Source organism: Aquirufa regiilacus (genome assembly GCF_032470275.1).
Lineage (GTDB): Bacteria > Bacteroidota > Bacteroidia > Cytophagales > Spirosomataceae > Aquirufa > Aquirufa regiilacus.
Window position 1 is genome coordinate 1 of sequence record NZ_JAVNWW010000003.1, and the last position, 24,326, is coordinate 24,326.

The window sequence follows — 24,326 nt, forward strand, 5'->3', positions numbered from 1 at the left end:
TGTACTAACCCCCTAATAGACTGGACTAAATTTTAAAAAGAGTTTAGAACCAATTAAATTAGGGAACTATGAAAAGAGAAAGAAGAATTTTCAGTCCGGAGGATCGCTTAGCTATTCTTCAAGAAGGACAGCGAGAAGGCAATGTTGTTACTTGTCGGAAGTATCATTTATCACCTAGTCTATATGCTAAGTGGAGGACTAAATACCTTTCCAAAGGAGTTGAAGGGTTAAAGTCTGCCTATAAGCGAATAGATCCAGAGCTTAGAGCTTTGGAAGAAGAAAACGAACGATTGAAACGAATTATCGCTCGACAAGCATTGGAGATAGAATTCAAATCAGAGCTTTTAAAAAAAAGCCCTGTGCTAACCAAGACAAGAAGATGATCGTCTCACAATACATTCAACAGGCTCCTACACGTATGCTTTTATCTTGGTCTAACCTTCCTTCCAGCGTTTACTATTATAAGTCTACAGGTGGAAAACCGGGCGTTAAAGCCAGTTCTCATACGTGGAAACAAGATGGAGAGAAGGTCGAAAATCAGATCGTTATCGAGCAAATTAAAGACATCCTCTCGCAAGAATTTTGCTGCTACGGGTATGAAAATGTAACAGGGGAATTACGCAAGCTTGATTATTACATTAACAAGAAAAAAGTTTACCGATTAATGGACGAACACAACCTGCTTTTGGGTAAAGTGATACGAACCAGCGGCAAACGCAAGTTTGTCCAGCACCGTAAGATTCAGGCTTCCTATCCAATGGAATACCTATGCCTAGACATTAAATACGTCTATGTACACGGCGAAAAAAGAAACTTTTACTTGCTAACAATCATCGATGTCTTTTCTCGTAAAATCGTGGATCAGATATTTCAAAAAAGCATCAAACAAATTGATGTCATCAATGCATTTAGACGAATAAACAACGAATACGGAATCAAAGGAGTAACCATTCGAAATGACAATGGATCTCAATTTATCGCCAACAACGTAAAGCAATACCTTCGCACAGCGGAAGCCAATCAAGAGTTCACTCACATCGCAACACCGGAAGAAAATTCCTACATCGAAGCCTTTCATTCCATCATTCAGCGGGAAGTAATCGAACGTTACGAATTCACGGGGTTTTATGATGCAAAACAAACAATATTCGCACACACCATCTGGTATAACACCCGAAGATTCCACAAAGCAATCAAAATGACACCCATTGAAAAATGGGAACAAAATATCCACATCACGAACCAAAAACGTCTCGAACAAAATTTATCCGAAAACCAAAACGAAAATGTGGATGATTTAAATCAAAATTATAAATACTTTAGACAAAATTTAAACCCAAAAACAAACAATTATTACACAACTCTTTCAACAAATGTGTCCAAGTAATTAGGGGTTGGTACAAGATGCCTATGGCCTAGTCAACGTGAATATTGGAAATGGCAATACAACAGCCACGCAAAGCATGAGCACGGCGGGCAAATACACGAAATTTGATGCTGTCATCTGGGATGCAAATCCAAAGAAACTGAAAGTGGACGTGAGCTTTGACCAAGGCAAAACATTCACACAGGTTAGCACGCAGACCCTGAATTATTCAGCCTATGCCTTGTATGCGGAAAGTGTCGACTACCAAAATGTTCGCTCCGCTCCCACGAAATTATCTCAATTCACGGATGATATTCAAGTGGTTTCCAAAAAGGACTTAGACCCGATCAAAGCGGATATCCTCAAAAACAAACAGGATATTCAAGGAATCCAATCGGCCAATTTACAAACCACTTCACAGGTAGCTGTGATTAACCAATCGATCACCGATATCAATGTCATGAACGATGTACAAAATCGTCGTTTAGACCAATTAGTCACGCAAGCGAATGAGGTGAATGGGGTCATCACGAATTTGAATTTCACCTACGAAAGGTTGCAAAACAAATCGCCGGATACAAACCTAGGTGGTACCAATGCAAGGGATGGACTTTATCCAAGCCAACGCGCCGTGAAAGCTTATGTAGATGCACAAACAACACCGAATGCCACAACAAGCATTGCAGGTAAACTTATTTTGGCAGGAGATTTATCCGGAACATTCTTTGCTCCTACGGTTCCCGCTTTGATCACCAAAGAGAACACCGCCAACAAAAGTACCGCCGCGAATCTAGGGTCAACCAATCCCAGTGATGTATTATTCCCGACTCAAAAAGCGGTCAAAACCTACATAGACGCCCAAACTACGCCGGAAGCAACAACCTTGATCCAAGGAAAAGTGCAGTTGGCAGGCGATCTAGCTGGAACCGCCTCCGCTCCCACCGTACCCGCTTTGGCATTAAAGGAAAACCTGACGAACAAATCAGACAATTTGAACTTAGGCAACAGTACAACACTTTATCCTACGCAAAATGCGGTTAAGACCTACGTGGACGCACAAACAACTCCGGAGGCAACAACCTTGATCCAAGGAAAAGTACAGTTAGCGGGAGATCTTTCTGGAACCGCTTCCGCACCTACTGTACCGGCTTTGGTATTAAAAGAAAATCTAGCGAACAAATCTATTGCAACAAATCTAGGCGCCTTAGCAGCCAGCGACACCTTATATCCCTCACAAAAGGCGGTAAAGACCTACATCGATGCGCAAACAACACCGAACGCAACGACCAATGTATTGGGTAAAATCCAATTAGCCGGAGACCTTTCCGGCACGGCCACATCGCCTAGCGTTCCGGGCTTAGCGCTGAAAGAAAATGTAGTGAACCGCAGTACGGCTACCAACTTAGGGGCGACTGCACCGAGTGATACCTTGTATCCAACGCAACGGGCTGTCAAAACCTACATCGACGCGCAAACGACGGCAGATGCCACAACAACGACCTTAGGAAAAATTCAATTAGCAGGAGATTTAACAGGAACGGCTGCCGCTCCCCGACTAGCTACTAATGCGGTGAAATTTTCGAATTTGGCAGATAGCACGGTGACGACAACGAAGATTGTGGATGGGAATATCACCGATGCGAAAATCGCTTCGATGCAAGCGAGCAAGTTGACAGGCAATATCTCCGTAGCCAACGGCGGTACGGGCGTGAGTACACTGACTGGTATGGTTCGTGGAAATGGAACAGGCGCATTCAGCCAAGCGAGCTATGGCAGCTTTTATGATTTAAGTAATCAAATCGCCGCGGTAGCTGATTCAGCCGTGGCCATGAAACTAAGTAATACGGATTTTGCATCCGGGATTTCGGTGCAGAATGATTCGCAGTTGCGGTTTATCAATGAAGGGATTTATAACATTCAATTCTCGGCCCAACTGGATCGCTCGGCGGGAACAGCTGCTCAACTAGTCAAAATCTGGTTGCGGAAGAATGGCGTGAATGTACCCGCGAGTGCAACGGAGGTTGTTATATCCGGTGGATTAAATACCGCTGCGACAGTCGCATCATGGAACTTCTTTCAAAATCTAGCCGCTGGTGATCAGGTAGAATTAATGTGGAGCGTAACAAACCCACAAGTCTACATCGCCTTTAAAGCAGCGACCACCAGTCCAAGCAGGCCATCGGTACCTTCGCTCATTGTGACAGTGAATCAAGTATTTTAAAGAGAAGCCCGCAGCAAGCGGGCTTTTTTTATGCCAAAGCTTTCAGTGCCCGAACCAGCTGGTCGAGTTCTGCGGTAAACGGGAATCCAACAGAAACATACGTCCAACTACTCATCGGACTCGCGCCCGTTGTAATTTTGTGGGATAATACCTCTTTGCTACATCTCGCTAATCCCAAGCACAAAAGTGCCCATGTTAATTTTCTCATTCATTTAATGCTTTAACCAATTTGATAGATTGTGATTTGCCAGTCACGAGGGAAACCACCTTCATCACATAATTTCCGGCCGCAAGGTAAGACAAATCAACAAGCTCGTCATTCCCAACATTTGATTTACTCCAAACAATAGCGCCTTTGATATCCGTTAATTCCGCTGTAACCAGCGTACCAAAATCGGCCGGGTAACTGATTTTTAGACTTGACACAAAAGGATTGGGAGAAAGCATCAGCGGACTATCTTCCTTCTCCGTAGCCAGTACAATCTCACAGCCACTCGCATCAATCTTTGCACCTGAAACCGTGTTTGGACACTTATCCAATGCATTTTTCACCCCATCCCCATCATCGTCTGGACGTTTGTCCAAACTTTTATCCTTAATAATCAAGAGGTAATTTTCCCTGCCCTTCACACTGGGATCTAAATCTAAATTAACCGAAGGCTGAATTACCTCCAATGCTCCATCGCCATCTAAATCTGCGTAATCATAGGCATGTCGGCCTAAGTTATTCGCCAAAGGACCATAGTTTTTATCGGCCGTCGTAAACAACGAAATGTAATTAGGCTTCGATTTATGTTCAAACTTTTTGGTCGATGGATTAAAAGCAAAATATTGAAAATCAGCTGAATTATTCCAAAGGTATTTCGGCTCCAAGGTATTAACATAGGGAACTAAATCCAGGTTCCCATCTTGATCCAAATCGATGAAATACATGCCACTCTCATTCGTAAACCACTTAGCCAAATTCTTCTGATCCGGTATGAATTTTGCTGTCGTATTACTTAGCACACCTTTCGTATTGGTATAAACGACCACTTGGTTATGCGGTTCAATCAGCGCTAACTTCGCTGGCTGAAAATCCAAACTTCCTAAACCCGAGTACTGATTCGTCAGGTAACAAATAAACTCCGGATTACCGTCGCCATCCAAATCTTGCTTCTTGAACGCACGCATACTCTGATTCCCCGGGTTGATGGGATCTTTGGCATCATAAACCAAATCCAACGCTTTAGGATTCTGAAAATCGAATCGCCCACCGCCCAAATTATCAAATTGGTATAAAAAAAACTGCTTCGAATCACGCTTCTTCCCAACGCCCAGAAGTTCAACTTTACCATCTAAATTCAAATCATCCAGAATCAATCGACCTTCCGGAATCGTGATATCTGTGGGATATCTCGTCAATTTAAAATCCCCTTTCCCATCATTCAACATGATTGAAAAACTTCTTCCGTTCCGCGAATCAGCCATTTGAACCAAATCGACATCACCATCTTGATCAATATCTACAGATCCAATCGACTGAATGGAGTCAAAAATATTAGTCGGATCCTTTGCCCGTTCTGCCGAAATATCGATTTTGTTCACTTCATCAATTAGGTACGTTTGATCTTTGATGGTATAATAGCGGTTCAGCTTAAATTCCGAAACACTGTAATCCCGATCTACCCGATGATTATTGTTTTTTTCTAACCAAAATTGAAGATTAGGGTAATTCTGAGGACCTCCCATATCCCAATGGTAGCTTTCCCCTCCAGGAAAAATCTCCATTTTCCCATCTTTATCCACATCCAATAAGTCATAATTTTGGATGCCGTGAAAAATACTATAATCCAAGTAATTCGGATTGCGGTACACCTCAAAACTAAAATTTCCCTTATTTTTCAGATACAAGGGAACAGAAGTATGTCCCATCGCGATGGGTGTTTTAACACCATCAATATAGGTACTTGAATGAATGATATCCATCTTCCCGTCTTGGTTATAATCCAATAGAATTGTCCCTCGATCAAAAGGCGGATGAAATTCCTCCAAGCCATTCACGATGCGCCCGTTTTCATTTTCAAAAGCAAAAGGATTCTTAATCGCATAAATATCAACAGTCTCCGTACTTTTTACTTTGACAGGATTAACCAAATAAGTATTAACGACATCACACACATCACCAATACCGTCCTTGTCGGCATCCGCCTGATCCGGATTGTAATTCTTCGGGCAATTATCTGCATCATCCAACACACCATCTTTATCGACATCGCTTAGGTTCAACTCGACAATATCGATGTTATGATCCATGCGAATTTGCATGATTTCATAAATACCATCACCATTAAAATCGTATGGCATTTTAAATCCTTTCCAGTATCCCCCTTGGTCAAAAAACTCACTCGATTGGTCATTCGTAGGGAATACGACGGAGCGTTTAACCATTTTCTTGCCATTATTGATGAAAATAAAATACCCCCATTGGTCATTTTTCTTTTCATACCAACCGTTTTGCGGGACGATATCGACCAAGCCATCATTGTTCACATCGACCAAATGGATTCCATTGGCATGCGAATTTGTATTATCATAATTCAATCGATTATCGAACCATTGGGCAGAAATCTCCTCCCCTTTTAGGTTATAGATGCCTATTTTATTCGGCCGATTTTCCCCTTGCTTGTTGTTACCCCACTCTTGCGTAATCAGCTCTACCGTACCATCCTTGTCTAAATCAACGAAATAGGTACTCCAATCGTTGGTAATTCCATACGGAAATTCCCGTTGTAAAGTCCCGAAATCCTGGGCGCCATTCGGATCAAAAGCGCGCGTCAAATCATTCTTTCGGATCTGATATTGCTGCACAACATATTGATTATCAGACACATTCCAAGACGTAAAAGGAACAATAGAATTCGTGCTTTTATCCCAAACCTGCTCGTAATGCATCAAGAAATAAAAATCCTTGTTATCGACCACCTTGCCTCGGAAGGGTGCTGCTTCCAATTGATTACAACAAAAGCCAATTGGATTCGCATTCGGATATAAAAACTCCCGTTTCCATTGGTTATTGGCATCCAGCTCATAGGAATAAAACAAATCAAACAGGCCAGGCTTCCGTTGATACACATCATTCCCAAATTGACCTCCGATATGCCCAAAAATCACATTCGGGATACCATCCCGGTCTACGTCCAAAATGATGGGCTCTTTTTGATTCAAATAATCTCCATTGTTCAAGTCGCCTTGAAAATAGTCATCCGCTTTGACATAGGTAAATCCAGTCCCCGTATTGATTAGGTAGTTATCCGGATAATTATTCTTCCCGCCGATGAAATTTGCGGGTTGATTACCCGCCTTGCCATGGTAGTTTTGCGTGAATTGGTAAATATCCCGCTTGCCATCGCCGTTGAAGTCGGCCGACAAGCCCGTCACAAACCCGAAATCGGAATTTTGTTTGACACGGTAATTCACGTCCTCTACCAATTGCAATTTCCCATTGACCGTTTTCTGAACAAACAAGGCACTTATGTGGGCCTTTTCCGGATTTCCTGCATAATTGACAAATAAATCTTTCTTGCCATCGCCGGTAAAATCTTCGAATTCTAAGTAACGGGAAACGTGAAAACGATCCGTTAGCCCAAGATCACTGAGCAATTTGGGCGTACTCGCATCAAAAGCCAGTACATTTTTATTAACTGATTTTACGCGGATGTCCTGCGCACGACTCGTAAAGCACACAAAGGCGCTCAAAATAAGGAGTACTTGTATTTTCATAAATTAGTAGAATATTACGTATTCAAAATACTTTTTTTCTAGCGAGAAACCCGTGCATAATTCCGTTATTCACGTTATTGTACACATTTGACCGCGCAATAGACATGATATTTTCATCGAATTTCTTAATTTGCAGCATAACATGATTAGCGTGACCCAACTAGTTCGAAACATCATTCTATTTACTTGCATTTGCCTGAGCTTGACCAGCCATGCATTTGATTATTACATGGATTGGCTTCCTGCGCATGCTACATTGCGCTATCGGATTAATTTTAGCACACATAAATTAGAAAAAGAAATCAGTACGGATCAATGGGAAATCCAAGGTGATGTAATCATGGATGAACAAGAACTAATGCCTTTATCGGCTAAGAGTGCGCACCCTGATTTTTTCATTCTTCCAAATCAAAAAATTCGCTTTACCATTCAAGGAACGGGCTTAGTCTATGACTTTGATTTGCGGACATCCGTCTTTAAGCGCATCGATCGCACAATCCACAGTGGATATAATTTTAGCGCAACACATTTTTATCGGAATGATGTTTTGTACTCCGTAGGAGGCGAAGGATTTTGGAATTACAACAAACACATCACCTATTTTGACGATAAAACAACGAAAGAATGGGAAATTTTACGCCCTAAAAATAAGGGTCCCGAGATGATGTCTGATGGATTCCAAGGCTATTCAAAACAGGATGACGCCTTTTATTCAGGTGGCTCAAATAATAAAAACTATTTAGAGGATGAAAAAATCGAATATTCGAAGGTATTCCAACGCTTTAATTTCAAAAATAAAACCTGGGAAGTTTTAGGGAATATTTCAGATAAAATTCCATTAGTTGAGCACCGTATAATTTATTGGAATGGAACCCATTTTGTTCAAATGGCGCGTGATCGTATCTACATCATCGATCCAATGAAAAATGAAATACATCAGTACAAAGACAACGGCACCTATTTTGAAGGAGGTAGCAGCTATTACATCAGCGATGACACCATCAAATATTTTCATTATGCCGACCGAGGTCCACTTCAAATCATACCCGTTAATAGCCTTCTGAAAAAATCAACGTACCTAGGCAAGTTTTACCAGGTAGACTATACGAAATATTTTTTAGGTGGGATCATTGCATGTATAACACTTGTTTTAGGGGTTTGGATTTATCATAAAAAACGCAAAATTGAACCTACCTTCGATCCGTTGGAGCGTAAATTACTACAGGCACTATTGGCCGCGGGAGAAAATTACATCCCCACGAATGAACTGAATGACATCTTAGATTGCGGAACAAAATCCCAGGAGAACCAGCGACGCATTCGCTTCATGACCATCAAACAGGTGAATGAGAAGTTGGCCTTCTACTATAACATCAACAACGCCATCGAACGCACTGCCTCGACAGAAGATAAGCGTTTGATCACCTACCGCCTGAAAAAGGGCGTGCGAGAAAAGATCAAGGCAATCCTATAACATGACATGCATCACGTTTTGCGTGATCGCTGTTCGTTACATTTGGGTTCACAAAACAACGATCAGCATGGAAACCTTAGCAATTTTCGTAGAAAACATCAAGTGTGGCGGCTGCATGAGTGGCATCAAAAAGGCTATTTTAGAATTCCCGGGTGTACAATCCGTGGACATCAACCTCGAAGAGGAGAAAATCACGATTCAGGGTGAGCAATTAGACAAGGAATCCTATGTCAAGAAAATGGATGGCATGGGATACCCGGAAAAAGGACATAATACATTCCTGAAAGAAGCCAAATCCTATGTGAGCTGCGCGATAGGGAAAGTGACGGCTTAGGATAAAATGACGGCCAACTGGGAGGTAAATTCCTCCCAAGAGGCATCGTCCAGTACAAACGAGTGATCCGTATTCAATGGAATGATGTGAACATAGGAAGCCATGGGAATACTACTGATTTTCTCAGGAGCCCCATACGCATCTCGAATTCCTTGAAAAACATACATCGCCTGCCGCATCCTTGGCAAATACTTTACACGGTAGCTTTGCATCCCAAACACAGGATGAATAAATGGATATCCTAAGGCAATAACCGCTTTCACGGGAAACTCCATGGCTAAACGCGAGGCAACCAGAGCTCCGGCAGAACGACCCAAAATATATAGGTCTACCTGATCCCAATCCAATTGCTGCAAGGTAGGACGCAGCTGCCAAATGCGTCTCTCTATCTTCACTTTACCTAAATAACGTTCAAGAGGGGTAAGAAGCCGGTGAAGCGCAGTTCTCAAAATATTGAAAACACCAAAATATTTGAGAAAATGCACGAGTTGCGGGGAGCGTGCTTCGATGGGCATTTCACTCGAATTTTCCATGACCGACAAATCAAAGGATTTAACATAAGCCATTAATTGGGCATGAAATAACGCATCCGCAGATCGATTTTCGCGCCCACAAATTAGCATGACTTTTCGCTTCATCGCACAAAAAAAAGCCTCAACGAAAATCATCAAGGCTTTATCATAATCCTAGTTCTAAAAATACATTTTACTAAACAAGTGTTCAGAGAGATTTACTTTTTCATCACAATGATAATACGTATGAATCATATAAATAGGTCAACTTAGGTTTTAACATACAAAAATCCCATTCAAAAGAAAAGAATGGGATTTAACAATACATATTCTACTAATGACTTCTATTCGCGAACTAATGTAAAAGGGACGTCAAACCACTCTTCTTCAATGATACCTACAAATATCCCTGTGATTGTATATTTTATATCGATTCGGATGTCTTCGCCAATAAATCGGATTATTAGGAATGCTTCATCTTCAAAAACAGTCGATATTTGATAATTCATCAATCGTTCCATTAACTCTTGCTTGGAATATTGATTCAAATACCCCAGATAAGCAAACTGGCTAAAACCTCCCATTTTATTATTATTTAATTTGATAACGAGCTGATACCATAAATCCTAGACTAGCAGCTAACATTTCTCCTTGGTCGTAAGACACATGAAAAGAGTAGGTTAATCGTTCATTTTGGATACGATTTACGCGTAGACTGTATGACTGCTGCTGAAAAGTAGGTACAGGATTACGAGAAGGCCTTAAATGTGTTTGAATAGATCGAGACCCCCGAAATACCCAATCAAAATCCTCCGTAATATGCCCACGCATTCCCAAATAAATGACATTAACAGCATTGTAAGTGAATTGATTTCCACCCTGTATTGTCTTCGTATCCCGCATAATTAATGGGGTTCCTATTTCATCTGCCTGGTACCACCAGCCGGTAGAACGAGCGCCATTATACATGTATTCGATTTTTTCCCCATTGTGTGTGTCAACGGTGTTGAACAATTTTGCAATCCAAGACCGATAAAGACCTTGATTGCCTGTATAAAGATGTTCAACCAAAACACCTTCAATTAAATGTTGACCATCCAATCGAACGGATAGTCCTGTCAATCCATCATCAGCAGGAGTCAAATTAAACGCTGCACCTTGTTCATAGGCCGTCTGTTTATAAAATAGAACCCGCCCCCAATGTGTTTTGTATTCCGCAGCAATGTCAAAAGATCCCAAATGATTCCCATATTGATTATCTGTGTCGTCCGAAGTCGTATTGGGGTCCATCGCGACCCAATGCTTATTTTTTAATACTGTGACCACATAGAAATAGGTATTCAAACTACTAGGATACACATTAATCGCACGTTTTGTCGTGAGTGGAACAATCCGGTTTCCGCCCCATTGCACCTGGTGATTTAAGCCTCCGAATAAATTTAAACGGGAATCTGGCCGACCGATACGCCCGTATAAACTCTTCTGATGCAACATCACATTTTCCAAGGGTCCCCGGTTGTCAAAGTATCCATGTGCATAGCTCATCTTCAAACCGATCCACTGATTGAAAATATTGAGGTAACCCGGGGTGCCCAATTGGATTTTAGGCATGGGCAAAGCATTCCCAGACCAGGCATAAAACCCGGATGTCAAGGTCGTATCTCCTAAGCCATAAACTTCTTTCTTTCGTCCAGCCCACAGCTCCCATCCACCTCGCCGACCACTGATATAGGCTTCTGTAAGGAATAAAGTATTTTGCGATCCTACCCAAGTATTTACCTCTAGGCCATATTTCCAGTCATAGCGCCTCAAGGGATTGTAAGTTCGTGATAAAGAAATTTTTGTTCCCAATCCAGGATTTTCTAAAGGGACTGAACCGTATTGCAAACTACGCATCCAAAATGGAGTACTCTTTGAATCCGAAGCTAATGCTTTCAATTCAACATCAATGTGGTCATTCGTATCCACAGGAGCAGAAAAAATAAAAAGTAAGAAGGTTAATATCATGATTGAGTTTCCTTTTTAATCGTTGAGTAATGCGTTCGTTCCTCCGAAATTTGTGTACTTAATAATTGATTCAATTGCTCCAATCGTTCAATGCGATTCGTTTGTACTTGATTTCGTTTACTTAACGTGTACAATTCTTTGATAAGTAGAAAGGACGTAAACGAAATACCAGCTAATAAGCCGGAAGCGAAGTAGATATACATCATGGCATAAAAAAATTATGATTAATAGGCATTTTCATCCCCTACAAAGAGGAAGTAGATTGTTAAAAAACAAATCTTTAAATCTTGGATTATATTCCAATTTTCTATGTATTCAATGTCTTTTTGTATACGCGCTTGTAGGATTTCTTGGCCATCTACCTCGCCACGTAATCCACTGATTTGGGCAAGTCCTGTAATACCAGGCTTAACAAAATGACGAAAGGTAAATCCCTCCACTAGGCGCTGGTAAGTCTCTGAATGATAAAGCATGTGCGGCCGTGGACCTACCACACTCATATCCCCGAGTAGCACATTTATAAACTGCGGAAACTCATCCAAACTCGTCTTCCGAATAAATGCACCTATCCGCGTCAGTCGCACATCATCCTTCACGGCTTGCACACGATCGCTTGCATCATTCACCCGCATCGACCGGAACTTATAACACCAAAAAACCTTATTTCCACGGCCTGTCCGTTGTTGTTTGAAAATTACAGGCCCCTTGCTTTGCAGCTTGATGATCACCGCGAGAATCGGATATAACCAGGACAAAACGAACACGATGACCACTGCGCTAAAAACGATATCAAATCCTCGTTTGATCATCCGATTAGCTAAGGTATCAAGCGGTTTCACCCGATGCGTGATGAAATGAATCCCTAGCTCCTGCTGAACAGGGTAAGCCCAGCGCCGCTGATCCATAGCGGAAGGAACAATATTCAATCGAACAAACTTCTTCTCCGCCTCTTGAAACAGATAGTTTAAATCATGAATGTAATGGGTAGGGACGCAAACAAAGAGTTCCCGGATGTTTACTTCTTGAGCATAATCAATCGCGCGCAACACCTGTATGTACAGAGGCAAGACATCTTCAGATCTACTTAAGACCTTTTCCTCGTTGATAATACCCGCAAATTTTCGCCCATGGTATTGCATCTCAAAACGGGAGGCCAGCTGAATAGCATCCAGATTCAATCCATAAATACCAATCCGATTAAAATGATTCGAGCGATTTTCGATAATGTAATCAATCCGAAGAAGTAAAAATCGAACAGCAAAAATGAAGAAAAACAACAAGCCGACCTTGATAAAAATAACTTGCTCAAAGTAAAAATGCCCGGTATTCCATTTTAAAAAAAAGGCAACGACCAGTTGTTGGACCACAAGGGCTCGCCAGGACTGGCGTAAAAGCACATCGAGTTTATATTCCACATAAGCCCGATAAACACCCAAATAGAGGGATAACATAACCCATATAGAGACATTAATCCCCAAATTATGGTAAACAAGAAAACGCGGGCCACTTGGAAAATAAACTTGAAATAAGTCCACTAGAAAATAGGTTAACCCAAAACAAAATGTATCTGCTAGTAGTAGCAGGATAGCTCCCAAGAAACGTTGACCGGATCGCATTAAGCGTGCGTACTGAAAATAGAATTATTTTTAAATGGATATTCCGCAATCATTTGGGAAACAACGGGATCCGAAGCCATACGTTGCAAACCCGCGATGTGGTTCGCATGATGTGCATCTGTTCCGGCAAAGTCATACAAGCCCTCGCGTAGATAAGTGTGGGCAACCTGCATGACTTCTTTTCCATAATAGCCCCCCAGGGAAAGTAAATTCAATTGAAATAAAATCCCCGTGGCACGGATACGTTCCAGCATCACAGCTGGCTTGATGTAGGCATAACGTTCCGGATGTGCCAAAATAGGGATATAGCCCACTTTTCGTAATGCAAATAAGGAATCATGCCAGTGATAAGGCAATTCCATGTAAGGAAACTCAACCAATACATAGCGATGATTAGGTCGATTAGGCAAGCACAATAGTCCCGAGGGAATGATACGATCAAAATAATCGTCCAACATGTATTCCGAAGCAAATCCCTTGAGATTGACCTTTTCAGGAATCGTAGATGACTGAACCAAATCAAAAGCCGCTCCAATACTCGCAGGACTATTCAGGTAAATCCCCGCGGCCGTATGTGGCGTTGCGATAATTTCTTGAAAACCTAAGTCAGCTAAACCTTTTAATAAGAAGGCGCTTTGGTCTAGGTTTTGGGCCCCATCGTCGATGCCGGGAAGGACGTGATTATGGATATCCACGTGGATTCCCCAGGGAACGAGCGGAATAGGTTCTTTTTTACGATAAAGCCAGGAGAACATGATTTGAATTAGGTATTACCTATGAGAATTGTAATAAAATAGCTTTAATACTGAATATTAGTATCAAAAAAGCACAACGCTAATTGAAGCAATTCGTCTTAGAGTCTGTTGATCTAATCAAGAGGTACATTTGCCTTCCAATTAAATTTTGTTTTTATTGAATAGTTAATATTTCAAGCAGTATCCCAAGCTAAAACACAACGATTATGTATTCCACCCTTCATTTAGTTCATTCAAAATACCCGATAAGAGCAACCACATGCCGCGAATGCAAATGTTAGATATAACAGACTAAGCTAAATAGTAAAGAGTGAACTATAATTAGCAAACGGCAATATTCAGTCAGAAGAACATTGAAATAACCTAACCTTTTTTTACTATAATGAGGCCATTTAACCAAGAGAAATAGACACTTTGTAGCTTAAAATTAATATATGCAATAACGTTTGAACAATATTGGATTGATAAAGTCAATGCTTTCGAATTGCGCAAAATTAAAATGACATCCCACGAAAAACACCTATTAAAATCATGCCAAATGAAAGGTAGCATGGCATTTAGAGTTTCCGAAATACAAAAACTTAGTTCAAATTATGAGGAAAGTCTAGAAAGTATTTACATACTTATTAGCAATTTAATTCACAATATATAGATATAAATATTTTAAAATACATTAAAATGAAACACGATAATATATACCAATTAAAAATATTTATTTAAATGGATCTGTATATAAACCTAGCTTCTGTTTTAAGATGAGGTAAAAAAAAGGAAAATCATCAATTAAATAACGCTTCCATAAACGTCTAGGCTCACTCATCAACCTGTAAAGCCATTCTAAATAAAATTTTTGAATTATTTTGGGAGCCCTTTTTATATTACCAGCCTCAAAATCAATTGTAGCGCCTAATGCCATAAATATATCAATATTTGACATTTCAGATTTGTATTTCATAATCCACTTTTCTTGCTTAGGCGCACCAACACCCACAACTAAAACATTGGCACCAGATTTATTTACAATATCAATAATTTTAGAACATTCATTCTCATTCTTTTCAAACCCGAATGAAGGAGAATGAGCTCCAATAACGATTTTCCAACCAACTTTTTCATTAATGTTCTGCATCGCAACTTTTCCAACCCCAGGTGCTGCGCCTAATAGAAATATACTAATATTTTTATTCGCATTATGGAAGTTATAAAATGCAGGTAAGAATGAAGATCCAGGTATCACTTCTTTAAAACCTTTACCTAAGAATTTAGCTGCAAGGTTAACTATTCGACTATCACAAACTACCCAATCAGCAGTTTTATAGCAACATAAAAAATCGTAATCTTTTTGAAGCGTTACCAAGTGATCAACGTTAGGGGTAAATAATACTCCCTTTTTAAGTTGGTGCAATAATTCATTTAAAGTAAGAGAACTAATCTCAATGTTGAAAAGCTGAACTTTATCCATTATTTACTTAGCTATAATGCGAACCAATAAGAATAATCCAATGAATATTTAATATCAGTGGATCTAGCTTTTATATACCTAGCAGGGTTCCCTCCAACTATAGAATGAGGTAAAACATCTTTAGTTACAACACTACCAGCTAAAATAATTGCCCCCTCATGTATTGTAACGCCTGGCATAATCAAGCAATTGGAAAAAATAAAAACATTATCTTCAATAAATACAGGAGCTCCTTTTGTTTTAAAAAGTGGATCATCTATGTCATGACCTAACGTATAAATTTTGGTATCATGCGCTATTCCTACATTATTCCCAATATTAATACCTCTTCTATTGTCTAGGTAACAGCCAAAATTTATAGTAGAATTTTTCCCCATTGAAAAATTGCCAACATGGAAAAACTTAACATTACGATGTATAAAAGAATGCTTATTTACCTTTATACCAAATAATTTTAAATAGAATGACCTTAACGAAACCGGAAAAAAGTTAATGGTTGTATTTAAAAATTGTACAATTAAAAACTTTAATTGAAGCAAAATTTTGATTTTCATATTTTTATTTTTGATTGATTACCCTTTCGAATAGGTTCAACCAAAGATTATATATTTTATCTACAGAGAATCTTTTACTTGTATGGATTGCATTTTTAGCCATCTCTTGCAAGAGATTTTGATGTTTCATTACTTTTTCCAAATTTTCGGCCATTAATTTAGAATTAAATCCATTCTCATCAGGACTCACTATAATTCCATCAAATTCTGATCTTATTATATCATAAACGGCAGGATAACTTCCATAAACTATAGGAACTACTCCAAAATGCATACATTCTGCAATTACCAAAGGAAAGCCCTCATATTCTGATGTAAGAAGAAGAATTGAGGATCGTTTATAATATTCCTTGGGATTCTGGAATCCTTCAATCGTAACATTCCTCAAATTCAAATCTTTTATTTGACTTATTATATTTGATTTTTCTGGGCCATCACCAATTAAAGTTAATTTCCAATCAGGATTGTTTGATTCAATTAAGCCCCATGATTCAATTATCCTACTAACTCTTTTTTGATTGTGATCTAAACGTCCAACATAAATTACCTCTCTCCGTTTTTCCGATTCACTATAGTTAAAGTTCTTATCATCAATCGTAATTGGATTTGTAATTACTTCAAGTTTATTACAATGTTTTAAATTGATGAATTTTTTAAAAATGGGAATAAAACTTTGAGATAGTAAAATATAAGCATCACTTCTAAAATATACATAATGCATGCTTTTAGCAGTTATAAATTGAATCGCTTTTTTTTTAATTTTCAATAAATACTTGTTAAAACCTCTTGAATTGGCAATAGAAGTTTTAACTTTTACAAGTCTATCGTTATTATTTGGAACATTATGCTGAACAGAAATGTACTTGACTGATGTCCCCTTTTTTGCATTAAATGCTAGAAGAGTTGGTTCAAATGGAAGTCCCCACTGATTTATAATAATATCAATATTATTCTCAATGATAATATCTTTTAATTTTAAAACATTACTTTCTGAATATAGGGGTAAATCAAGTACGTGAATTACAATTCCCTTATTCAACTCATTAGTAAGTAATTCAGGAGGTTTTTCAAAAGCAACAAAAGTTACTTTATGTCCTTCGTCATAAAACTTATTTGCTAGAATTTGGCTTACAACTTCAACACCTCCTATTGCGTAGTTTTTCATTAAAAATAGGATGCGCATATTCTGTTTGTAAATAAAAAATCGAATCGAATTACAGATTTAAAACTAAATAACGATAAAGTATACCTATTTAAGTTAGTGAGCCATCCAATTTGATTAGTTATTGTATTAACTTGATATTTTATAAATAATTCTATTTTTAAAGTCACGTAAAAGTCCATAAAATAGGCATAAAATAGGAAAAGTAACTGAATTGTTTTTCTTGCATATTTTCCACCATTCAATACTTGTTGAGTAATTGTTTGAGCTGACACCTCCTAAACTAAATTTAGAAATACAGGCTTGAATCTGCTTAAACTTATAATTTTGTAAATAAGCACGTTGGATCAAATCAAAATCAGCTGCTAATTTGAAAGTTATATCAAAACAATCAAGGGCTACTATTACATTTCTTTTCATAATTAAACACTGATGATTTCCAAAAACTTTGAATCTGACTACTTTATAATCTAGTGCATACAAATTAGTCTCTTTTCCTTCAGGGGACACAACCGTATAGTTTCCATATACAATATCATAACCTTCCGAATTTTGTATTAGGGTTTCTATAGCATTGGGTTCTAACTCATCATCTGCTCCCAAAAAATAAACCCATTCTCCATTTGCATATTGAATACCTTTATTCATTGCATCAAATATTCCTTTATCTTTTTCAGAAATATAGAATAAATTGTCAAATTTTTTCAGAACATTAAGAGTACTATCTTTTGATAGGCCATCAATTATCAAAAGTTCTATATTTTGATAAGTTTGATTTTTGACACTATTAATTGCTTTATAAATAGTTCTGTCTGCATTAAGGGTTACTATAATGACTGAAACTAAATTTTTCATATTATAATTAAAATGGAAAATTTTTAATTTTTAATCTGAAAAATAAAATGGCTTTACAAATCTTAAAAAAAATGGCCTGCTTGTATTTTCTAAAAAAATCAACTGGATAATCATATAATTCAAAAGATATAATATCTAACTCATCTTTTAAAGACTCAATTTCTTTTCGAGAACCAAAAACACTAAAAATTTTAGACCCATGCCGAAATGATCTTAACCATCTAAATTTCATTATATTGGGATGAAAATTTAAACAAAAATTACCATAAGTTTCAAACTCACTAAATCCTTGAATAACTTCTGGATCTGTTGCATAAATACATTTTTCAAACCATTTTTCATTCGAGCTATATTTATAAAAACTGCTTTGCTCAATATTTAATAGCATTGATTTCATTATTTCAGTATCAATAATCATATGTTCTGATATAAATGAATGCGTGGCAATTATAGGTAATTTCAACAGACGTTCAATCGTTTCAAAATAAGGTTTATGATTTTCTGATTTAGGCAAAATATTATATTTGTCACCGTCGATAAAAGTCAGAGGATTTAATGCAACTGTATCAGAGTCCCAAATTAAATAGCATTTTTTAGCATATTGGGATTGAGAAAAAGCCAACTTAAGTAATTGTTGAAAGTACCAACCATAAGCCTTATCATTATGACAATGATTATTTAACGCCTCTTTAATTACTGACATATTAAGACCATCAATTAATTTGTTCTCATCAATAAGAACAATTGACTTTTGCAATTGTATATATTTGAAGTTCCTTGGGTCTGTAATTATATAAATAGTTGATGGAGAAAGATTCTTGAATATGAAATAAAAATTTTTATTTAAAAAATAGCAATCTTTAAGTGAAACGCATATGACAATGTCAATTGAATTATTCATTTTCATCTATTTTATTCCTTAGAACTTCAAGATACTTTTTTCCAAATTTCAAATCTGGCTCCAAGTAGTTGCCTTCTGCCCATTCATTCCAAGCTTTAATAAATAAAAACTGCTCGCCTTCTCTATCTTTTAATTGCTTCAAAACGCCATCTAATAATTTCCCCCACAATGTTGGTGTAGAATTGTGAAGAATTGTTGCTGCCCTATGGCTTCTGGGTGAATGATCGTAATTAGGTACAATACAAGGAAAAACATTAGTATTCTTGTTTGTTTCCTCCAAAACATGTTTTAAGTATTTCTTATATGAAATAATGTGTGGCCATTTGAATATGCGCTTCAAAACCCCCAAATAGAAATATTTGAAAAAATTATTATTTATATTTTTGGAAGAACCAACATATTCTACAATACTAGAATCATACTTATATTCAAATGGCTTATTTGCATTTTTATGTTGGGAATTAAAGGCTATAAAATGAATCCCATCTAGCCCATTCTCTTTAGCTAATTGATTCCAAACGTCTATAAAAATATTTACATCTGGTAAAGAGTATGGCTCATATAGCCCAAAAATAGGTTTATTATTGATTCTAATATATCTATCATCCAAAAAGAATTTCAACACTTTTCGAAAATGATTTTTATAGTCACCTATTCCTGGATATGTTTGCCTAAGAAGTAGTTTATCTTTGCCTTTTACTCCTTTTGAGTTCCAATTTTTTGCGTACCATGAATGATTTGCCCAACATAGTGCAAATGGCAATGTTATATTTTTATTTTCAAACATTTGTTCGATTGGCATTTGCATCATTTGCTTGCCTTCACCTAACCAATAATGCCAATAAATAAAACCATCAATTCCATATTCTCCAGCCATTATAGCTTGTTGTTCTTGAACTTCTTGCAATCTTAGATCATAAAAACCAAGATCTCCTGGAATTCGGGGTTGATAGTGTGTTGGAAAAAGTGGCTTTGCTTTTGATACATTTGTCCATTCAGTAAAACCTTTTCCCCACCAAAAGTCATTCTCTACAATTGGATGAAATTGCGGTAAATAAAATGCAAATACTCGTACTTTTTTAAAATTAGTTTCCAAAGCTACTTTAAACTTTAATAAATTAAATTATTCCGAAATCAATTCTTTTTTTTTTAAAAAATCTACATTATTATTTCTTACTGTAGTTTCAATCAATACAAAACAAAATGCTTGCAAAGCTAAATTACCCGCTCTAAGAATTTCGATTGTTGTAAATGATATTATAAGAATATACATAAACCAAACACCTAGGTACAAGTGCTCTTTTTTTGTTTTAATTCGATATGCTTTTATTGAATAAAATATTGATGTCAAAACCGGTATAATCCCAATTACCCAACTCATACTTAATAACCCCCAGTCGACCCAAGTTAGTCCTTGAGAAAGCAAAGAATCCATATATTTACCATAAGAACTCGCTTTGATATTATTCTCTTTATCGCCTCTTTGGGGCAGACCTGAACCTAACAGATATTCAGAATTACTTTTAAAATGCTCTGTCATGTAATAATTTAATTGCAACAACCTAACGTAATCATTATTGCTGAGGTTATCAGTTTTTTGTCTTTCAGACATAGAATTTAATTTATTAGAAACGACTTCCAAATTGAGTACAAATAGGGAAAATATGGATATCAAGATGGAATAAATTAGTAGACGACGATTAAATCCAATTATTTTAATTACAATTATTGAAGTCATTAAAACAATCCCTAGTAGCATTGTTCTAAAACCCATGAGCAAAATTGACAGTAATGTTGCTAACAACAGTAATAAAAAAAATAATCTATTTTTTTTATTTATCAATATTTTATTTAAACTATAAAAATATCCTAGTGAAGCTAGGCCCTGCCCTACTAAACGAACTCTAACATCATTAGCCTCATACTCTTGATCATTATATATGAAAACCATGCTTGGATAAACAGAATATTGATAAAAATATGCGACGCAAAAAAGTACAACTAAAATCACTAATACCCTTTCCATTGCAACTGCAGGAAGATTAAAAGCTTTTATCAAAAAATAAAATGTTAAAGCATATAGATAATTATATTGCCAGAATGATTCCATTAGTGTTTGATTCCTGAAATAATAACATGAAAGCATGCTAATGAAAAGACCAATAATAAATAAAATTATGTATCCTTTGAAAATACTTGGTCGTTTGTAATCAAAAAAAATAAATGGTAATCCCAAAAAACAAATAGCCTTAGCACCTTTACTCTCCCCCCCAAAAAAGTCCAACATTATTAGAATAATGACCAAAAGAAAATAAACTTTAACTCTATTATTAAATAATTTATTATTCAAACTGTCATAAAAAAATATACTAAAGAAAACTACTAATACAAACTGCATGAATTATAAAAAGTGAATAAGGATAAATTAAAAATTTGCATCTTTTTAATTAAATTATAATCTGAAATTACTTGAGAAATTTGATCACTTTGGCCGGTACTCCACCAACAACAACATTTTGAGGAATATCTTTTGTAACAACAGTATTTGCTGCAACAATAACACCGTCACCAATTTCAACTCCCGGCATGATACTAACTTTATCACCAATCCAAACATTATTTCCAATTAATATTGGACCTTTTGAGTACAAACTCCGTCTACATGGCATAATTTTAGATTCCTCAAGTAGAGAAGCTCCATGAGAATTATCTGTGATTGTAACCCTTCTTCCTATTAATACCCCATTTCCAATTTTAATAGAATTTATTGAAGTAATAAGACAATATTCTCCGATCGAACAATTATCACCAATTTTAATCGAAGAAGTACCTTTTTTACTGTTATCAGAATCCCAAAAGGTTATTACTCCATGTCTTCCTATACTAGTATTATCTCCAATTTCAATATATTGCCCGCCTTTCAAAAAGCAATCTTTTCCTATTAACGATTTTTCTCCAATTTGGAAAATATTATTACTTAACCACAATGTGTAAAAACGATCAATTCGGCCGCTCAATTTTCGACTGTAATTATAACTGTAAATAATATGCAAAACTTCAAATATAAACTTTATTAACTTAGAGTTAGTCAACATGTGATTTTTAGTGTATAAAATTAATTATTAAGTAATTTTTCATAAAATCTTTCAATATTGGTAACATGTTTCTCAATTGAATATTTATTAATAACTGTTTGATATGCGACACTTGTAATTTTATGATAATCCACGTCAGAAAGCCTAATAACTCTTTCTAAATTATATAAAAGTTCAAAATCTGTATTAAACCTGAAGCCTATTTCCATTCCATTTCTTTCGAATCCAATATCAAACTGTTCCTTGGTTCCAGCTGTATTTTTCCCAATTACTAAGCAATGATTATACATTCCTTCGACAGTAATAAAACCGAAACCTTCAAAACGACTAGGCACAATTAGAGCGACAGCCTCTTCCATTAATTTGTCTACATCATCGCGTTGACCTAATAACAAAACCCTCTTTTCCAATTTTAATGCAGCAATTAATAGACTGCATTCTTGTATATACTTTTCATCCCCACTCCCTGCAAATAGTAATTGATAATCATTATTTTTAGAAGCAAATTCTCCAAATACTCTCAATAATTTTTTTACTCCTTTTGCTTCCTCAATTCGTCCTACGAACAAAAAAAAGTTGCTTTTTTTAGGTACTATAGTATGTTCTCGATTAGCTACAACACCATCATAAATTATTTGATCTTTATTTTTGTCTAAATGCCAGTAATCAAATATATCTTGAGTAATACTTATTGAAAAATTATTAGGATGTCGATTTTTTTTAAAAAAATCGCTCTTGGAAGGGAAAAAACGAATATCAAAATCTAAATCCTGATATTCTCTAAGGTGCCAAACATGCTTTATTCTCAATTTAAGTGCCACTTTAAATCCAATATCTAATGGCCCCACATTTGTGTGTATAATGTCTGGGTTAATTTTTTTTGATACTTTTAATAGATACTTGTAAGCAATAAAATTCGAATATATTAACTTCAATAACCTGTATAAAAATTTAACTTTTGAACCTAAAGATTTGAATGGTGGATAAGCAGTTAAGTAATAAGTTGGCAAATAAATACATTTCACACCAAGATTTTCAACTTTTTTCGAGAAAGAACCTTTTTGAGGAAATATTAAAATGATCTCATGTTTATCACACAAGCCTTGAATAAGATTATATAAAGCTGTTGATGCTCCTCCAGGACCGCCACAGCTAGCAACATATAAAATTTTCATTTCAAACTATCAGACAAATAATTGATAGATGCTTGTTTAATTCTCTCTCTCTTTTCGTCCACTTTTGACCAATCAATGGGTTTGTAAACAACTTCGTCATTGTATGATATTGCTCTATCACTCAAATTCAACGATTTCAATAGCGATATGCTCCTTGAATCTTTTCCATCTCCCATTAAAATAGAGTAAAAAGGAACTTTGAATAAAGTTGAAAAAACAGTCCCATGAAAAGATGAACACAAAACAAAACTTGCGTATTTGAACAGGCCAAGATACTCGCTTGGAGAAGCACTTCTACAAAATGAGCTATTCTTAGTATCAATTCTAGCGGAAAGATAGACTATCTCCAAATTTAATTTTTCAGCAACCTTTTTAGCTAAAACTTCATTTTTGCTATTATTTCGCACTTGGTATAATAGCAGGTAAGGTTTTGATGATAAAGGTCTAACAGCAATTTTATTCCACAAGTTAATATCTGTTAGAAGTGTAGGATCTGCGACAACATTAATATTTCTACTTGTAAGTGGTTGCAAATGTTCTTTGAGGCTATCTTCTCTAACACCAATAGAATCAAAATTATTTAATAATCTTGCAATTAAAGACTTTTCTTTTTCTGACATATTGGGGACTTCCATGCTCGCAGCATAACTTACTATTTTTATTTTAGTATTTTTATTTTTAAAATTTGCCCAATAATATTCATCAAAGCCACCGGTTAGGTCGTAATTCCATACTTGATCGCTTCCAACTATAATTGCGTCATAATTATCCTCTAAAGAGTCAAAAGCTATATTTGAATCTATGGATAAATTAGATTTTATAAATAGGTTAAAAAAAACACTTCTTTTATATCTATACCACAAGAGATATAATTCAGGAAAAAATCTCAGACCTTTGCCTATAAAAAATTGACGCAAATTGACAATTTTATAAGCCCCCATTATTTCTTTATTTATGTGATCTATAAATTTGACATCATGTCCTAATTCTTTAAGTACTTCTTGTAATGCATATGCTTGCAAAACTGCACCATAATTATGTGCCCTATGGAAAGTTAATATTCCTATTTTCATGT

The 24,326-nt window shown here is 36.5% G+C and carries 23 protein-coding genes; 5 read left to right on the forward strand and 18 right to left on the reverse strand.

What is annotated here, in order from left to right; genetic code table 11:
- Positions 1-68: 68 nt before the first annotated feature.
- From PQG45_RS07555 to PQG45_RS07565, 3 genes are read left to right on the forward strand one after another with little or no spacing between them, the layout of a single operon-like run.
- Positions 69-383: a transposase gene (locus PQG45_RS07555; RefSeq protein WP_130895643.1), complete on the forward strand. Its 315-nt coding sequence runs from the start codon at positions 69-71 to the stop codon at positions 381-383.
- Positions 380-1,387, forward strand: a complete 1,008-nt coding sequence (locus tag PQG45_RS07560) for an IS3 family transposase (protein ID WP_236633171.1) — start codon at positions 380-382, stop codon at positions 1,385-1,387. The genes PQG45_RS07555 and PQG45_RS07560 overlap by 4 nt, the downstream gene beginning before the upstream one ends.
- A gap of 7 nt (positions 1,388-1,394) precedes the next feature.
- Positions 1,395-3,587: a hypothetical protein gene (locus tag PQG45_RS07565; RefSeq protein WP_316070598.1), complete on the forward strand. Its 2,193-nt coding sequence runs from the start codon at positions 1,395-1,397 to the stop codon at positions 3,585-3,587.
- A gap of 28 nt (positions 3,588-3,615) precedes the next feature.
- Here the strand turns inward: PQG45_RS07565 and PQG45_RS07570 are convergent, their stop codons facing one another.
- Positions 3,616-3,795 (reverse strand): hypothetical protein, encoded by a 180-nt coding sequence (locus tag PQG45_RS07570; protein WP_316070599.1) that lies wholly within the window; start codon positions 3,793-3,795, stop codon positions 3,616-3,618.
- On the reverse strand, positions 3,792-7,349 hold the full coding sequence (locus PQG45_RS07575; RefSeq protein WP_316070600.1) for a T9SS type A sorting domain-containing protein: 3,558 nt from the start codon (positions 7,347-7,349) through the stop codon (positions 3,792-3,794). Before PQG45_RS07575 ends, PQG45_RS07570 begins: the two co-directional genes overlap by 4 nt.
- A 151-nt stretch (positions 7,350-7,500) precedes the next feature.
- On the opposite strand from PQG45_RS07575, the gene PQG45_RS07580 reads away from it, so the two are divergent.
- Positions 7,501-8,823 carry a hypothetical protein gene (locus PQG45_RS07580; protein ID WP_315577242.1) on the forward strand — a complete coding sequence of 441 codons (1,323 nt, stop codon included), beginning with the start codon at positions 7,501-7,503 and terminating at the stop codon, positions 8,821-8,823.
- A 1-nt stretch (position 8,824) separates the two neighbouring features.
- Entirely contained in the window at positions 8,825-9,157 is a 333-nt protein-coding gene (locus tag PQG45_RS07585; protein WP_315577241.1) for a heavy-metal-associated domain-containing protein, read from the forward strand.
- Here PQG45_RS07585 and PQG45_RS07590 read toward each other — a convergent pair.
- From PQG45_RS07590 to PQG45_RS07665, 16 genes are all read right to left on the reverse strand, one after another.
- The gene (locus PQG45_RS07590; protein ID WP_316070691.1) at positions 9,154-9,825 is read right to left on the reverse strand and encodes an alpha/beta family hydrolase; all 672 of its coding nucleotides are present in this window, start codon (positions 9,823-9,825) and stop codon (positions 9,154-9,156) included. The two genes, PQG45_RS07585 and PQG45_RS07590, sit on opposite strands and share 4 nt — an antisense overlap.
- 188 nt (positions 9,826-10,013) lie before the next feature.
- A complete protein-coding gene (locus PQG45_RS07595; RefSeq protein ID WP_316070601.1) occupies positions 10,014-10,253 on the reverse strand; it encodes a hypothetical protein in 240 nt (79 codons plus the stop codon).
- A gap of 7 nt (positions 10,254-10,260) precedes the next feature.
- Positions 10,261-11,676, reverse strand: coding sequence for a capsule assembly Wzi family protein (locus PQG45_RS07600; RefSeq protein ID WP_316070602.1), 1,416 nt, complete (start codon positions 11,674-11,676; stop codon positions 10,261-10,263).
- On the reverse strand, positions 11,673-11,882 hold the full coding sequence (locus PQG45_RS07605) for a hypothetical protein (protein ID WP_316070603.1): 210 nt from the start codon (positions 11,880-11,882) through the stop codon (positions 11,673-11,675). The genes PQG45_RS07600 and PQG45_RS07605 overlap by 4 nt, the downstream gene beginning before the upstream one ends.
- 18 nt (positions 11,883-11,900) lie before the next feature.
- Positions 11,901-13,292 carry an exopolysaccharide biosynthesis polyprenyl glycosylphosphotransferase gene (locus PQG45_RS07610; RefSeq protein WP_316070604.1) on the reverse strand — a complete coding sequence of 464 codons (1,392 nt, stop codon included), beginning with the start codon at positions 13,290-13,292 and terminating at the stop codon, positions 11,901-11,903.
- Positions 13,292-14,047 carry a tyrosine-protein phosphatase gene (locus PQG45_RS07615; protein WP_316070605.1) on the reverse strand — a complete coding sequence of 252 codons (756 nt, stop codon included), beginning with the start codon at positions 14,045-14,047 and terminating at the stop codon, positions 13,292-13,294. The genes PQG45_RS07610 and PQG45_RS07615 overlap by 1 nt, the downstream gene beginning before the upstream one ends.
- A 712-nt stretch (positions 14,048-14,759) precedes the next feature.
- Positions 14,760-15,509: a WecB/TagA/CpsF family glycosyltransferase gene (locus PQG45_RS07620; RefSeq protein ID WP_316070606.1), complete on the reverse strand. Its 750-nt coding sequence runs from the start codon at positions 15,507-15,509 to the stop codon at positions 14,760-14,762.
- Between the two features lie 11 nt (positions 15,510-15,520).
- Positions 15,521-16,063, reverse strand: coding sequence for an acyltransferase (locus tag PQG45_RS07625; protein WP_316070607.1), 543 nt, complete (start codon positions 16,061-16,063; stop codon positions 15,521-15,523).
- A 4-nt stretch (positions 16,064-16,067) separates the two neighbouring features.
- Entirely contained in the window at positions 16,068-17,246 is a 1,179-nt protein-coding gene (locus PQG45_RS07630; protein WP_316070608.1) for a glycosyltransferase, read from the reverse strand.
- A gap of 108 nt (positions 17,247-17,354) precedes the next feature.
- The gene (locus tag PQG45_RS07635) at positions 17,355-18,080 is read right to left on the reverse strand and encodes a glycosyltransferase family 2 protein (RefSeq protein ID WP_316070609.1); all 726 of its coding nucleotides are present in this window, start codon (positions 18,078-18,080) and stop codon (positions 17,355-17,357) included.
- Between the two features lie 7 nt (positions 18,081-18,087).
- Positions 18,088-18,981: a DUF6492 family protein gene (locus PQG45_RS07640; RefSeq protein WP_316070610.1), complete on the reverse strand. Its 894-nt coding sequence runs from the start codon at positions 18,979-18,981 to the stop codon at positions 18,088-18,090.
- Positions 18,974-20,077: a glycosyltransferase WbsX family protein gene (locus PQG45_RS07645; protein WP_316070611.1), complete on the reverse strand. Its 1,104-nt coding sequence runs from the start codon at positions 20,075-20,077 to the stop codon at positions 18,974-18,976. The genes PQG45_RS07640 and PQG45_RS07645 overlap by 8 nt, the downstream gene beginning before the upstream one ends.
- A gap of 27 nt (positions 20,078-20,104) precedes the next feature.
- On the reverse strand, positions 20,105-21,379 hold the full coding sequence (locus PQG45_RS07650) for a hypothetical protein (RefSeq protein WP_316070612.1): 1,275 nt from the start codon (positions 21,377-21,379) through the stop codon (positions 20,105-20,107).
- A gap of 67 nt (positions 21,380-21,446) precedes the next feature.
- On the reverse strand, positions 21,447-22,076 hold the full coding sequence (locus PQG45_RS07655) for an acyltransferase (protein ID WP_316070613.1): 630 nt from the start codon (positions 22,074-22,076) through the stop codon (positions 21,447-21,449).
- Positions 22,077-22,096: 20 nt separating this feature from the next.
- On the reverse strand, positions 22,097-23,251 hold the full coding sequence (locus PQG45_RS07660; protein WP_316070614.1) for a glycosyltransferase: 1,155 nt from the start codon (positions 23,249-23,251) through the stop codon (positions 22,097-22,099).
- Positions 23,248-24,324 carry a polysaccharide pyruvyl transferase family protein gene (locus tag PQG45_RS07665; RefSeq protein ID WP_316070615.1) on the reverse strand — a complete coding sequence of 359 codons (1,077 nt, stop codon included), beginning with the start codon at positions 24,322-24,324 and terminating at the stop codon, positions 23,248-23,250. Before PQG45_RS07665 ends, PQG45_RS07660 begins: the two co-directional genes overlap by 4 nt.
- Between the last annotated feature and the right edge of the window lie 2 nt (positions 24,325-24,326).

Bases quoted from the DNA above. Each gene is read 5' to 3' on its own strand.
- PQG45_RS07620 (WP_316070606.1), bottom strand. From the start codon at position 15,509: ATGGATAAAGTTCAGCTTTTCAACATTGAGATTAGTTCTCTTACTTTA.
- PQG45_RS07585 (WP_315577241.1), top strand. From the start codon at position 8,825: ATGACATGCATCACGTTTTGCGTGATCGCTGTTCGTTACATTTGGGTT.
- PQG45_RS07635 (WP_316070609.1), bottom strand. From the start codon at position 18,080: ATGAAAAATTTAGTTTCAGTCATTATAGTAACCCTTAATGCAGACAGA.
- PQG45_RS07605 (WP_316070603.1), bottom strand. From the start codon at position 11,882: ATGATGTATATCTACTTCGCTTCCGGCTTATTAGCTGGTATTTCGTTT.
- PQG45_RS07630 (WP_316070608.1), bottom strand. From the start codon at position 17,246: ATGCGCATCCTATTTTTAATGAAAAACTACGCAATAGGAGGTGTTGAA.
- PQG45_RS07655 (WP_316070613.1), bottom strand. From the start codon at position 22,076: ATGTTGACTAACTCTAAGTTAATAAAGTTTATATTTGAAGTTTTGCAT.
- PQG45_RS07600 (WP_316070602.1), bottom strand. From the start codon at position 11,676: ATGATATTAACCTTCTTACTTTTTATTTTTTCTGCTCCTGTGGATACG.
- PQG45_RS07575 (WP_316070600.1), bottom strand. From the start codon at position 7,349: ATGAAAATACAAGTACTCCTTATTTTGAGCGCCTTTGTGTGCTTTACG.
- PQG45_RS07665 (WP_316070615.1), bottom strand. From the start codon at position 24,324: ATGAAAATAGGAATATTAACTTTCCATAGGGCACATAATTATGGTGCA.
- PQG45_RS07595 (WP_316070601.1), bottom strand. From the start codon at position 10,253: ATGGGAGGTTTTAGCCAGTTTGCTTATCTGGGGTATTTGAATCAATAT.
- PQG45_RS07660 (WP_316070614.1), bottom strand. From the start codon at position 23,251: ATGAAAATTTTATATGTTGCTAGCTGTGGCGGTCCTGGAGGAGCATCA.
- PQG45_RS07610 (WP_316070604.1), bottom strand. From the start codon at position 13,292: ATGCGATCCGGTCAACGTTTCTTGGGAGCTATCCTGCTACTACTAGCA.
- PQG45_RS07555 (WP_130895643.1), top strand. From the start codon at position 69: ATGAAAAGAGAAAGAAGAATTTTCAGTCCGGAGGATCGCTTAGCTATT.
- PQG45_RS07560 (WP_236633171.1), top strand. From the start codon at position 380: ATGATCGTCTCACAATACATTCAACAGGCTCCTACACGTATGCTTTTA.
- PQG45_RS07570 (WP_316070599.1), bottom strand. From the start codon at position 3,795: ATGAGAAAATTAACATGGGCACTTTTGTGCTTGGGATTAGCGAGATGT.
- PQG45_RS07590 (WP_316070691.1), bottom strand. From the start codon at position 9,825: ATGATTTTCGTTGAGGCTTTTTTTTGTGCGATGAAGCGAAAAGTCATG.
- PQG45_RS07640 (WP_316070610.1), bottom strand. From the start codon at position 18,981: ATGAATAATTCAATTGACATTGTCATATGCGTTTCACTTAAAGATTGC.
- PQG45_RS07615 (WP_316070605.1), bottom strand. From the start codon at position 14,047: ATGTTCTCCTGGCTTTATCGTAAAAAAGAACCTATTCCGCTCGTTCCC.
- PQG45_RS07650 (WP_316070612.1), bottom strand. From the start codon at position 21,379: ATGCAGTTTGTATTAGTAGTTTTCTTTAGTATATTTTTTTATGACAGT.
- PQG45_RS07625 (WP_316070607.1), bottom strand. From the start codon at position 16,063: ATGAAAATCAAAATTTTGCTTCAATTAAAGTTTTTAATTGTACAATTT.